Annotated in this window: 12 protein-coding genes; all 12 read right to left on the reverse strand. The window is 70.5% G+C overall.

Annotated elements, in window-relative coordinates:
* Positions 1-21 precede the first annotated feature (21 nt).
* The 12 genes from E0F75_RS12815 to E0F75_RS12870 all read right to left on the reverse strand — a co-directional run bounded on the left by E0F75_RS12815 (position 22) and on the right by E0F75_RS12870 (position 12,408).
* Entirely contained in the window at positions 22-2,517 is a 2,496-nt protein-coding gene (locus E0F75_RS12815; protein WP_187622646.1) for a bifunctional (p)ppGpp synthetase/guanosine-3',5'-bis(diphosphate) 3'-pyrophosphohydrolase, read from the reverse strand.
* A gap of 236 nt (positions 2,518-2,753) precedes the next feature.
* Positions 2,754-3,305, reverse strand: coding sequence for an adenine phosphoribosyltransferase (locus E0F75_RS12820; RefSeq protein ID WP_187622647.1), 552 nt, complete (start codon positions 3,303-3,305; stop codon positions 2,754-2,756).
* Complete coding sequence (gene secF / locus E0F75_RS12825) at positions 3,302-4,381, reverse strand: protein translocase subunit SecF (protein ID WP_187622648.1); 1,080 nt, start codon at positions 4,379-4,381, stop codon at positions 3,302-3,304. Before secF ends, E0F75_RS12820 begins: the two co-directional genes overlap by 4 nt.
* A gap of 1 nt (position 4,382) precedes the next feature.
* Positions 4,383-6,158 carry a protein translocase subunit SecD gene (secD, locus tag E0F75_RS12830; RefSeq protein ID WP_187622649.1) on the reverse strand — a complete coding sequence of 592 codons (1,776 nt, stop codon included), beginning with the start codon at positions 6,156-6,158 and terminating at the stop codon, positions 4,383-4,385.
* 144 nt (positions 6,159-6,302) lie between these two features.
* Positions 6,303-6,767: a preprotein translocase subunit YajC gene (gene yajC, locus E0F75_RS12835; protein WP_187622650.1), complete on the reverse strand. Its 465-nt coding sequence runs from the start codon at positions 6,765-6,767 to the stop codon at positions 6,303-6,305.
* A 165-nt stretch (positions 6,768-6,932) separates the two neighbouring features.
* A complete protein-coding gene (ruvB, locus tag E0F75_RS12840) occupies positions 6,933-8,012 on the reverse strand; it encodes a Holliday junction branch migration DNA helicase RuvB (protein WP_187622651.1) in 1,080 nt (359 codons plus the stop codon).
* 75 nt (positions 8,013-8,087) lie between these two features.
* Positions 8,088-8,720: a Holliday junction branch migration protein RuvA gene (gene ruvA / locus E0F75_RS12845; RefSeq protein ID WP_187622652.1), complete on the reverse strand. Its 633-nt coding sequence runs from the start codon at positions 8,718-8,720 to the stop codon at positions 8,088-8,090.
* Entirely contained in the window at positions 8,717-9,280 is a 564-nt protein-coding gene (gene ruvC, locus E0F75_RS12850) for a crossover junction endodeoxyribonuclease RuvC (protein WP_073914711.1), read from the reverse strand. Before ruvC ends, ruvA begins: the two co-directional genes overlap by 4 nt.
* A 143-nt stretch (positions 9,281-9,423) precedes the next feature.
* Entirely contained in the window at positions 9,424-10,176 is a 753-nt protein-coding gene (locus E0F75_RS12855) for a YebC/PmpR family DNA-binding transcriptional regulator (protein ID WP_187622653.1), read from the reverse strand.
* 62 nt (positions 10,177-10,238) lie between these two features.
* The gene (gene pdxT / locus E0F75_RS12860; RefSeq protein WP_063886646.1) at positions 10,239-10,829 is read right to left on the reverse strand and encodes a pyridoxal 5'-phosphate synthase glutaminase subunit PdxT; all 591 of its coding nucleotides are present in this window, start codon (positions 10,827-10,829) and stop codon (positions 10,239-10,241) included.
* Positions 10,830-10,835: 6 nt separating this feature from the next.
* Positions 10,836-11,750 (reverse strand): pyridoxal 5'-phosphate synthase lyase subunit PdxS, encoded by a 915-nt coding sequence (gene pdxS / locus E0F75_RS12865; protein ID WP_030204560.1) that lies wholly within the window; start codon positions 11,748-11,750, stop codon positions 10,836-10,838.
* Between the two features lie 115 nt (positions 11,751-11,865).
* The gene (locus tag E0F75_RS12870; RefSeq protein ID WP_187622654.1) at positions 11,866-12,408 is read right to left on the reverse strand and encodes a hypothetical protein; all 543 of its coding nucleotides are present in this window, start codon (positions 12,406-12,408) and stop codon (positions 11,866-11,868) included.
* Positions 12,409-12,589: the final 181 nt, after the last annotated feature.

Below are 12,589 nucleotides of genomic sequence, written 5' to 3' on the forward strand. Positions count from 1 at the left end.
GGGCCTTCCTCGTACCTGCCGTTACGGCCTGCGGGCCGAGGTCACGCGGTACACGTCGTAGACGCCCTCCACGCCGCGTACGGCCTTCAGGACGTGACCCAGGTGCTTCGGGTCGCCCATCTCGAAGGTGAAGCGCGAGGTGGCCACCCGGTCGCGGGAGGTCTGGACGGCCGCCGAGAGGATGTTGACGTGCTGGTCCGAGAGGACCCGGGTGACGTCGGAGAGCAGCCGCGAGCGGTCCAGGGCCTCGACCTGGATGGCGACGAGGAAGACCGAGGACTGGGTGGGTGCCCACTCGACCTCGAGGATCCGCTCCGGCTCCCGGGAGAGCGACTCCACGTTGACGCAGTCGCTGCGGTGAACCGATACGCCACTGCCGCGGGTGACGAAACCGATGATCGGGTCGCCGGGCACGGGGGTGCAGCAGCGGGCCAGCTTCACCCAGACGTCCTCGACGCCCTTGACGACGACACCGGGGTCGGTGCTGGAGCGGCGCTTGGAGCGGCCGCGGGTGGGCGGGGCCGTCTCGTCGATGTCCTCGGTGGCCGCCTCCTCGCCGCCGAGCGCCTGGACCAGCTTCTGCACGATGGACTGGGCGGTGACATGGCCCTCGCCGATCGCCGCGTACAGCGAGGAGATGTCGCTGTAGCGCATCTCGTGGGCGAGGGTGACGAGGGAGTCGCCGGTGAGGATCCGCTGGATCGGCAGGTTCTGCTTGCGCATGGCCCGCGCGATGGCGTCCTTGCCCTGCTCGATGGCCTCGTCGCGGCGCTCCTTGGAGAACCAGGCCCGGATCTTGTTGCGGGCGCGCGGGGACTTGACGAAGCCGAGCCAGTCGCGGGACGGCCCGGCACCGGCGGCCTTGGAGGTGAAGACCTCGACCAGGTCGCCGTTGTCGAGGGTCGATTCGAGCGGCACGAGCCGCCCGTTGACGCGCGCTCCTATGGTGCGGTGGCCGACCTCGGTGTGGACGGCGTACGAGAAGTCGACGGGGGTCGCGCCGGCAGGCAGCGCGATGACGTCGCCCTTGGGCGTGAAGACGAAGACCTCGTTGCGCGAGAGGTCGAAGCGCAGCGACTCCAGGAACTCGCTGGGGTCCTCGGTCTCCTTCTGCCAGTCGAGGAGCTGGCGCAGCCACGCCATGTCGTTGAGGTGGTCGTCCTTGCCGGTCCTCTTCGGTACGTCGGTTCGCACCTTGGAGGCCCCGGCGGAGGGATCCTGCTTGTACTTCCAGTGCGCCGCGATGCCGTACTCGGCGCGGCGGTGCATGTCGAAGGTGCGGATCTGCAGCTCGACCGGCTTGCCGTTGGGTCCGATGACCGTCGTGTGCAGCGACTGGTACATGTTGAACTTCGGCATCGCGATGTAGTCCTTGAACCGGCCGGGGACCGGGTTCCATCGCGCGTGGACGGTGCCGAGGGCCGCGTAACAGTCGCGGACGGTGTCCACGAGGACGCGGATGCCCACCAGGTCGTAGATCTCCGCGAAGTCACGGCCGCGGACGATCATCTTCTGGTAGACGCTGTAGTAGTGCTTGGGGCGGCCGGTGACGGTGGCCTTGATGCGGGCGGCGCGCAGGTCGGTCTGGACCTCGTCGGTCACTATGGCGAGGTACTCGTCCCGCTTGGGGGCGCGCTCGGCGACGAGCCGGACGATCTCGTCGTACATCTTGGGGTAGAGGATCGCGAAGGCGAGGTCCTCCAGCTCCCACTTGATGGTGTTCATGCCCAGGCGGTGGGCCAGGGGCGCGTAGATCTCAAGGGTCTCGCGGGCCTTCTTCTCCTGCTTCTCCCGCTTGAGGTAGCGCATGGTGCGCATGTTGTGCAGGCGGTCGGCGAGCTTGATGACCAGGACGCGCGGGTCCTTCGCCATGGCGACGACCATCTTGCGGACGGTCTCGGCCTGCGCGGCCTCGCCGAACTTGACCTTGTCGAGCTTGGTGACGCCGTCGACGAGCAGCGCGACCTGGTCGCCGAAGTCCCGGCGCAGGGTGTCGAGGCCGTACTCGGTGTCCTCGACGGTGTCGTGCAGCAGGCCGGCCATCAGGGTCGCCGGGTCCATGCCGAGCTCGGCGAGGATGGTGGTCACGGCGAGCGGGTGCGTGATGTACGGGTCGCCGCTCTTGCGCTTCTGGCCGCGGTGCCAGCGCTCGGCGACCTGGTAGGCCCGCTCGACCTGGCGGAGCGTCGCCGTCTCGATCTTCGGGTCGTTGGAGCGGACGATCCGCAGCAGCGGTTCGAGGACCGGGTTGTACGGGGAGGAGCGCTGGACGCCGAGCCGGGCCAGACGGGCGCGGACGCGGTTGGACGAGCCGCCCGAGCGGGCGGGCGCCGCCGGCGCGGGCCGCGTGGGGGCCGGGGCCTCGGGCGCCGGGGGCTTGGGGGCCGGCGGCTCGGAGGCGGCAGGCTCGGGCCCGGTCTCCGCGGGCTTGTTCTGGGGCGTGCCGGTCCCCGGCGCGGCCTTGTCGGCCTTCGGGTCGGGCTGCGCGGCGGAGAGTGACTGGGCCTCGTCTGGCAAGAGCGCTCCTCTGGGGTCCCCCCGGACGGAGTCTGGGGGAGGTACCGGGTCCCCCGGTCAGGCCCGGAAAGGCCATCGTATCGAGCCCGGACACGCACTGCTCACGCGGCCGGGGCGGGGAACGGGCCCGACGGCGGGCGTGCCGCGCCCCCGGGTCCCGGACCGGGACACTCCGGAAAACCGACGGGGCGCCCCGGGGATTCCCCGGAGCGCCCCGTGCGGGGTGAAGCCCGATGTCAGACGGTGATCAGCGCCGTGAGCGGAGCGCCGTTCAGAGCCGGCTCCAGGCGGGCGCGGCCCGGGAGGAAGCCGAGTTCCATCAGGACCGCGACCCCCGCCACCTCGGCGCCCGCGCGACGGATGAGCTCGATCGAGGCCTCGGCCGTACCGCCGGTGGCGAGGACGTCGTCGATGACCATGACGCGGTCGCCCGCGGCCAGGTCCTCGGCGTGCACCTCGATCTCGGCGGTGCCGTACTCCAGCTCGTACGCCTGGCGGAGCGTCGCCCCGGGGAGCTTGCCGGCCTTGCGGACGGGGATGAAGCCCAGTCCCGCGCGGACGGCCACCGGGGCGGCCAGGATGAAGCCGCGCGCCTCGAGACCGACGATCTTCGTCGCGCCGTGCGCGGAGCACAGCCCGGCGAGGGCGTCGGTGAGCGCCGTGAACGCCTCCGGGTCCGCGAGCAGCGGCGTGATGTCCTTGAACAGCACGCCCGGCTTCGGGTAGTCCGGCACGTCGCGGATGCGGCTGAGCAGGAGGTCGGTGACGCCCTGGGCCTCGGCGGTCATCCGCGCTGCCCCGAGGAGCGGCCCCGACGGCTCGCCCGCGGGCCGACGACGGCGATCTCGTTGTCGTCGGAGCGGTCGTCCGAACCGTCGTACGACTCGCCCTTGGCGGCCTCACCGGCCCGCTTCGCCATGATGCGCTTCTTGAGTGCCCTGATCGCCGGCTCGCGCTCCTTGAGGTCGGCGACGAGCGGGGTGGCGATGAAGATCGAGGAGTACGCACCGGCGGCGAGACCGACGAACAGCGACAGCGAGATGTCGTTGAGCATGCCGGCGCCGAGGACGCCGCCACCGATGAAGAGCAGGCCGGCGACCGGCAGCAGCGCGACGACGGTGGTGTTGATCGAACGGACCAGGGTGCCGTTGATCGAGCGGTTGGCCAGCTCGCTGTACGTGAAGCGGGTCTGCTTCGTGATGTCCTTCGTCTGTTCCTTGAGGGAGTCGAAGACGACGACCGTGTCGTACAGCGAATAACCGAGGATCGTCAGCAGACCGATGACCGTACCGACCGTGACCTCGAAGCCGACCAGCGAGTAGATGCCGACCGTGATCGTGAGGTCGTGGATCAGCGCGATGAGCGCCGCGATCGCCATTCTCCACTCGAAGGCGATGGCCAGATAGATCACCACGAGGATCATGAAGATCCCCAGACCCGTCCAGGCCTTGGTGGCGATCTGCTCACCCCAGCTGGGACCGACGAGCTCCGCCGCGATCTTGTCCTCGGGGACGTTCAGGTCCTTGGCGAGCTCCGTGCGGACCTGGTCGGACTGCGCGGTGTCGAGGCCGCCCACCTGGATGCGGAGGGAGCCGTTGCCGAGCTGCTGGACGATCGCGTCGTGGCCGGAGGCCTCTTCCGCGTACTCCTGCGCCTGGCTGACGGAGACTTCCGACTTCGGGGTGGTGAAGACGGCACCGCCCTGGAACTCGATGCCCATGTTGAGGCCGCGGACGGCCAGGGCGACGATGGCGGTGATGGTGATCAGGATGGACAGGCCATACCAGATCTTGCGGTTGCCGATGAAGTCGTAGCCGACCTCACCACGGTGGAGCCGGGCGCCGAGATCGCCGAGCTTCGACATCTCACGCCTCCTTCGGGTCGACAGGGCCAGCGACAGAGGCATTGGCACGACGGGTGCGGCGCAGCGGCGGCTTGGCGCCGAGTCGCTTCGGGTCGAGGCCGGACCAGGCGTGGCCTTCGCCGAAGAACTTGGTCCGCGCGAGGAGCGTCATGACCGGCTTGGTGAAGAGGAACACCACGACGACGTCGAGCAGGGTGGTCAGGCCGAGCGTGAACGCGAAGCCCTGGACCTTGCCGACGGTGACAATGAAGAGCACGGCCGCGGCCAGGAACGACACGAAGTCGGAGACCAGGATGGTGCGACGGGCGCGCGGCCAGGCGCGCTCGACGGCCGGGCGGAGCGTGCGGCCCTCGCGGAGCTCGTCACGGATGCGCTCGAAGTACACGATGAACGAGTCCGCGGTGATACCGATGGCGACGATGGCGCCGCAGACGGCCGGCAGGTTCAGCGCGAAGCCGATGGCCGGGCCGAGCAGGGCCATGATCACGTAGGTGAGCAGCGCGGAGACGCCGAGGCTGAGGATGGCGATCAGCGACAGGCCGCGGTAGTAGGCCACCAGGTAGATGATGACCAGGGCGAGGCCGATGGCGCCGGCGATCAGGCCGGCCTTCAGCTGGTCGCCGCCGAGCGCGGCGGTGACCGTGTCGACGCTCTGCGTCTCGAAGGTCAGCGGCAGGGCACCGTACGACAGGATGTTGCCGAGGTCCTGGGCCGACTGCTGGTTGAAGTTGCCGGAGATCTCGGCGCTGGCGCTCAGCGTCTGGCGCACCGACGGGGCCGAGACGACCTCGCCGTCCAGGACGATCGCGAACCGGTTCTGCGGGTCGGCCTGCGCCGACAGCTTGCCGGTGATCGCCTGGAACTTCTTGGAGCCCGCGCCCGTGAAGTCCATCGTGACGATCCACATACCGCGCTGCTGGTCGAAGGCGCCCTGGGCGTCGTCGACGTCACGGCCCTCCACCTCGGCCGGGCCGAGGAGGTACTTCGACCACACGCCCGGCTCGTCCTCGCCACAGGCCACGGTGGGCTCGCCGGGCTTGACGCCCTGGCCGGCCGCGCTGCGCTGCTTGGGGTCGAGGCAGTTCAGGGAGGTGAACTTCTGCTGGAGCGCCGCGGTGGCGGCGTCCGGCGTCGGGGTCGCCGACGGGGTGCCGGTGGCCTTCGGCGTCGCGGACGACGAGGCGCTGCCGGTGGGCGTCGGGGTCGGGGCCTTGAGGGCCTCGGTGAGCGCACGGCCCTGGGTGGAGCCGGTGGCCGTCGGCGTGCCCGGCTTCTCGCCCACGGACGAGCCGGAGGTGGAGGCGGACGGCTTCGGCGTGGCCGAGGGGGAACCGGAGGAGCTGGCGCTGGGCGCCACGGCGGGTCCGCCGTTCGTCACCGCGAGAACGGGCCGGAAGTAGAGCTGGGCGGTGGTACCGACCTGCTCCCGGGCCTGCTTCTCGTTCGTCCCGCGAGGGATGTTGACGATGATGTTCTCGCGGCCCTGCGTCTGGACCTCGGCCTCGGAGACACCGAGACCGTTGACACGGCGCTCGATGATGCCGACGGCGGTGTTCATGTTGGTCTCGTTGACCGCCGACTCCTGGCCGGGCTCAGCCTTGGCCTTGAGCGTGATCGACGTACCGCCGGCGAGGTCGATGCCCAGGCGCGGGGTGGTGTGCCCCGACCAGAACATGCCGCCGGTGAGCGCGACCATGGCGATCAGGATGAGTGCCAGGGCGCGGCCCGGCCGGCTCTGTCCCCCCGCCGGCCTTCGGCCCTTCTTCGGTGCTGCCACCTGTCGTATCTCCCTGTCCAACCGTCCCGCGCCTGGTGTGCGCGGGACGGCCACGAAGTGTGTGTGGGGACCTTCCCCCGCAGACGTGGAACCGTTCCGAGAACCGCGCACACCGGTGGGCGTGCGCGGTGTTCTCGGCCGCGACTACTTCGCGTCGGTCTCGCCGTCGGCCTTGCCGTCCTTCTGGCCCTCCGCAGCGTCGGTCGCGTCCGACTTCTTCGTCAGATCGGCCTTCGGCGCGTCCTCGACGGTCTCCGTGTCCTCGGCGGCCTCGGTCAGCGACGAGGCGTCGTCCGGGACGACCGTGTCGGAGTCCGAGTCCTCGTCGTCACCGTGGACGATGCGGTTGTACTCGGAGTCGTCGAGGACGGCGCCGATCGCGTTCTTGGCGTAGACGGCGTGCACGCCGGGCGCGACCTCGAGGAGGACGGTCTCGTCGCCGATCTCCTTGACGGTGGCGTACATCCCCCCGATCGTCCGTACGCCGGTGCCGGGCTGCATCTCGTTGCGCATCTGCGCCGCCGCCTGCTGCTTCTTCTTGGCAGAGCGGGTCATCAGGAACATGGCCCCGATGAGGACGATGAAGGGGAGGAGGGTCACGATGCTCACGGGACGGGTTTCCTTCGCACGGTCGCGGAGAACCCGCGGCCTGATCTTCGGGGGTGGGCGCGCCGACCAGAAAGGGCGGCATCGGCGGAGTCTAGGCGAGTCCGCATCGACTGAACAACGTCCAGCATCGCACCCCGGTTCCTGTCCGGGCGAGTGTCAGCACCGTCACGCCCCGAAGAGCCCCTGTTGTCCGCTTCCGGCTGCCCCTGGGCCCGCTGCCTGCGGCGGAACCAGTCCGAGGTGCGCCCATGCCGCGGGGGTGGCGACCCGACCACGGGGCGTACGGGCCAGCAGTCCCTCTCGTACGAGGAAGGGTTCGGCGACCTCCTCGACGGTCTCGCGCTCCTCCCCCACCGCCACGGCCAGCGTGGAGAGACCGACCGGACCGCCGCCGAAGAGCTTGATCAGGGCCTCCAGGACGGCCCTGTCGAGCCGGTCGAGGCCGCGGCCGTCGACCTCGTACACGCTGAGGGCCGCCTCGGCGATCTCCGTGGTGATGACGCCGTCGGCCCTGACCTGCGCGTAGTCGCGGACGCGGCGGAGCAGCCGGTTGGCGATCCGGGGGGTGCCGCGGGACCGGCCGGCGATCTCGGCGGCGCCCGCCGTGTCGATCTCGACGTCGAGGAGTCCGGCGGAGCGGTGGATCACGCGCTGGAGCTCGGCCGGGTCGTAGAACTCCATGTGGCCGGTGAAGCCGAAGCGATCACGCAGCGGCGGCGGCAGGAGTCCGGCCCGGGTGGTGGCGCCGACCAGGGTGAACGGCGGAAGTTCGAGCGGGATGGCGGTGGCACCGGGGCCCTTGCCGACGATCACGTCGACACGGAAGTCCTCCATCGCCATGTAGAGCATCTCCTCGGCGGGCCGGGACATCCGGTGGATCTCGTCGAGGAAGAGGATCTCGCCCTCCTGGAGGGAGGAGAGGATCGCGGCGAGGTCGCCGGCGTGCTGGATGGCGGGGCCCGAGGTGATGCGGATCGGCGCGTTCATCTCGGCGGCGATGATCATCGAGAGGGTGGTCTTGCCGAGGCCGGGGGCGCCGGAGAGCAGCACGTGGTCGGCGGTGGCGCCGCGCTGACGGGCGGCCTTGAGGACCAGGTCGAGCTGCTGACGGACCTTCTCCTGGCCGACGAACTCACTGAGGTCCTTGGGTCGCAGAGCCGCCTCGACGGCCTGGTCGTCCCCCTCGGCCGATGCCCCGACGATGCGCGCCTCGTCGTCGCCGGTGGTCTCGTCGTCCCAGTTCACGGTTCTTCTGCCTTCTCGGTGGTGGTGCGGTGGTCGGTGCGGCGGGGTGGGGAAGGCCCCGCGCGGCGGGGCCCGTCAGCGGGCGCGGTTCAGGGACTGCAGGGCCGCCCGCAGCAGCTGCGGCACCGGCGCCGACCCGCCGACCGCGATCGCCTGCTCGGCCTGCGGCGTCACCGCCGCCACCGCCTCCTCCGCCTCGCGCGAGGCATAGCCGAGGCCGATGAGCGCGGCGGACAGCTGCTCCGTCCACGGCGCGGGACCGGAGGCCGCCGCCCGCTGCGCGCCGACCATGCCACTGCTGCCGAGCGGCGCGCCGAGCTTGTCCTTCAGTTCGAGGAGGAGTTTCTGCGCGCCCTTCTTGCCGATGCCGGGGACGGCCATGAGGGCCTTCTCGTCACCGGTGGACACGGCGATCCGCAGGGCGTCGGGGCTGTGCACCCCGAGCATGGCCTGGGCGAGGCGGGGCCCGACGCCGCTCGCGGTCTGGAGGAGCTCGAAGACCTGCCGCTCGTCGTCGTCCGCGAAGCCGTACAGGGTGAGGGAGTCCTCCCGCACGACGAGGGAGGTGGCGAGCCGGGCGTCCTCACCGATCCGCAGTCCCGCCAGCGTTCCCGGGGTGCACTGGACGGCCATGCCCACACCGCCGACCTCGATGACGGCCGTGGTGGGGGCGAGCGCGGCGACCGGGCCGCTGACGAAGGCGATCATCGGGTTCGGCCTTTCACTGCGGCCGCCTGCCGGGCGACCGCCTGCTGGAGACGGTTCTCGGCGACGGCCTGCTGGAGACGGTTCTGGGCGGGGGCGCGCCAGATGTGGCAGATGGCGAGGGCGAGGGCGTCGGCGGCGTCGGCCGGCTTGGGCGGGGCGGAGAGCCGGAGCAGCCGGGTCACCATGGCCCCGACCTGCGCCTTGTCGGCGCGTCCGCTGCCGGTGACGGCGGCCTTGACCTCACTGGGGGTGTGCAGGGCGACGGGGATGCCGCGGCGCGAGGCGCAGAGCATGGCGACGGCACTGGCCTGGGCGGTGCCCATCACCGTACGGACGTTGTGCTGGCTGAACACCCGCTCCACGGCGACGAGTTCGGGCGAGAAGCGGTCGAGCCACTCCTCGATGCCGCGCTCGATGCCCACGAGGCGCACCCCGATGTCGTCGTCCGCGGCCGTCCGCACCACGCCCACGCCGAGCATGGTGAGGGGCCGTCCGGCGACACCCTCGACGACGCCGACGCCGCACCGGGTCAGGCCGGGGTCCACTCCGAGTACGCGCACGTCGCCCCCCTCCGTCGGATTCATCGATCACGTGTTTGTGCAGGCTATCGGCTGCCACCGACAACGCCGCACGAACGACAGCGGGCCGACGGGGGTGTGTCCCCGTCGGCCCGCTGCGGAACCGCGTCGATCGACGGTCCGGATCAGACGTCGACCTTCGCCATGACCTCGTCGCTGACGTCGAAGTTGGCGAAGACGTTCTGCACGTCGTCGCTGTCCTCCAGCGCGTCGATCAGCTTGAACATCTTGCGCGCGCCCTCTTCGTCGAGCTCGACCTGCATGGTCGGGACGAAGCTGGAGTCGGCCGAGTCGTAGTCGATGCCGGCCTCCTGGAGGGCGGTACGGACCGCGACCAGGTCGGTGGCCTCGCTGATGATCTCGAACGACTCACCGAGGTCGTTGACCTCCTCGGCGCCGGCCTCGAGCACCGACTCCAGGACGTCGTCCTCGGACAGCTCGCCCTTCGGGAGCACGACGACGCCCTTGCGGTTGAACAGGTACGAGACCGAGCCCGGGTCGGCCATGGAGCCGCCGTTGCGGGTCATGGCCACGCGCACGTCGGAGGCGGCACGGTTGCGGTTGTCGGTGAGGCACTCGATGAGCACCGCGACACCGTTCGGGCCGTAGCCCTCGTACATGATCGTGGCGTAGTCGGCGCCGCCGGCCTCGAGACCCGCACCGCGCTTGAGCGCGGAGTCGATGTTCTTGTTCGGGACCGACTGCTTCTTCGCCTTCTGGACGGCGTCGAACAGCGTCGGGTTACCGTCCAGGTCGGCGCCGCCCGTGCGGGCCGCGACCTCGATGTTCTTGATCAGCTTCGCGAAGAGCTTGCCGCGCTTGGCGTCGATCACGGCCTTCTTGTGCTTCGTCGTAGCCCATTTAGAGTGGCCGGACATCTGCCTGTCTCCTTCGCGTAACCCATTTCTGAACGAACCCCAGAGATCCTACCGGGATCGGATCAGCGTGCCGCGCGCACCATGTCGACGAACAGGGCGTGAATACGGTGATCCCCGGTGAGCTCCGGGTGGAACGAGGTCGCAAGGACCCGGCCCTGCCGCACGGCGACGATGTGGCCCTCGTGCTCGGCGAGGATCTCGACCTCGGCGCCGACGGACTCCACCCAGGGGGCCCGGATGAAGACGCCCTCGACGGGGCCGTCCTCGATGCCCGCGACGGTGACGCCGGCCTCGAAGGACTCGTTCTGCCGCCCGAAGGCGTTGCGGCGGACGATCATGTCGATGCCGCCGAAGGTCTCCTGGCCCGAACGCGGGTCGAGGATCTTCTCGGCGAGCATGATCAGACCGGCGCAGGTGCCGTAGACGGGCAGGCCGGCGGCTATGCGCTCGCGCAGCGGCTCCGCCATGCCGAACAGCTCGGCCAGCTTGGAGATCGTGGTGGACTCCCCGCCGGGGATGACCAGACCGTCGATCTCGGCCAGCTCTTCGGGGCGCCGGACCGGCCTGGCCACGGCGTCAGCCGCGGCCAGGGCGATCAGGTGCTCCCGTACGTCGCCCTGGAGTGCCAGGACACCGATCACGGGTGTGCTCATGAGTGACTACCAGCCGCGGTTGGCGTAGCGCTCGGACTCGGGGAGGGTGTCGCAGTTGATGCCGACCATGGCCTCGCCCAGGTTGCGGGAGGCGTCCGCGATGATCTTCGGGTCGTCGTAGAAGGTGGTGGCCTTCACGATGGCGGCGGCACGCTTGGCCGGGTCGCCCGACTTGAAGATGCCGGAGCCGACGAAGACGCCCTCGGCGCCGAGCTGGCGCATGAGCGCGGCGTCGGCGGGGGTGGCGACGCCACCGGCGGAGAACAGCACGACCGGGAGCTTGCCGAGCTCGGCGACCTCCTTGACCAGCTCGTACGGGGCGCGCAGGTCCTTGGCGGCGGCGAACAGCTCGTTGTTGTCGAAGCCGCGCAGCCTGGCGATCTCGTTCTTGATCTGGCGCAGGTGGCGGACGGCCTCGACGACGTTGCCGGTGCCGGCCTCGCCCTTGGAGCGGATCATGGCCGCGCCCTCGGCGATACGGCGCAGGGCCTCGCCCAGGTTGGTGGCGCCGCAGACGAAGGGGGTCGTGAAGGCCCACTTGTCGGAGTGGTTGACCTCGTCGGCCGGGGTGAGGACCTCGGACTCGTCGATGTAGTCGACGCCGAGGGACTGCAGGACCTGGGCCTCGACGAAGTGGCCGATGCGGGACTTGGCCATGACCGGGATGGAGACCGCGCCGATGATCTCTTCGATCATGTTCGGGTCGGACATGCGGGCCACGCCGCCGTCCTTGCGGATGTCCGCGGGGACCCGCTCCAGGGCCATGACGGCCACGGCGCCGGCGTCCTCGGCGATCTTCGCCTGCTCGGCGTTGACCACGTCCATGATCACGCCGCCCTTGAGCTGCTCGGCCATGCCGCGCTTCACACGGGCGGTGCCGGTCTCGGGGGACTGGGGGGAAACGGAAGGCGTGGTGGACACGGGGACCTCACTCGTGACAACGGGGGTTGACGACTAGGTTGAGGAAACAGTCCACGTGCAGTCCACAGCAAGGGCCAATGTGGACCCGGTGGATCGTTTTCGCAGGCTGAGAGCGTCAGGCCGGACGGTCGGCAAGGGCCACCGGCGCCTCGTCGTCCATTTCGAAGGCCAGCGGGAAGGGCGCGTGGCCCGCGAGGCGGAACCAGCGGACCGTGCGGTGGCGCCGCAGGGCGCGGGCGGCGCGAACGGCGTCGTTGTGGAAACGGCGGGCCATCGGCACCCGGCGGACGGACGCCGCCAGCTCCTCCGCGGCCTCGTCGCCACCGGGGGCCTCCCGTACGAGCTCCACCTGCTCGGGCTCGCCGAACACCACCCGCAGGGCCTGGCTCAACTCGCTCTCGGCGACCTCCCGATGGTCCTCCTCGGCCTGCCGCGCCGCGTGCGCGGCCTCGTACAGGACGATCGAGGCGGCGGGGTCGAGGACACCGGAGGTGGCCAACTCCTGGGTGACCGAGGCCCGACGCAGCAACTGCGCGTCCAGGGCCGCGCGGGCGGCGTCGATACGGGAGTGCAGCCGGTCGAGCCGTCCGGCGGTCCAGCTGAGATAGACGCCGATGAGAATCAGCGCGACGACGGTCCAGATCAGGGTTTCGGTCACGGGCCGAAAGGCTACCGGGGCGCCGGCGGCACCCCTTCCCGAAGGTCGTGGTCATGGGCGAAGCCCCGCGGCCGCCGCCCCGGTCTGGGCGATCGCCCCACAGCGGACCGCAGCCCTGCCCCGTCCCGTACGCTCCGCACCCGCCGTGCGGGCTGCACCGGGCGGCGGGGCAGAAAGCACC

This window comes from Streptomyces sp. CB02980, from assembly GCF_014451325.2.
Lineage (GTDB): Bacteria > Actinomycetota > Actinomycetes > Streptomycetales > Streptomycetaceae > Streptomyces.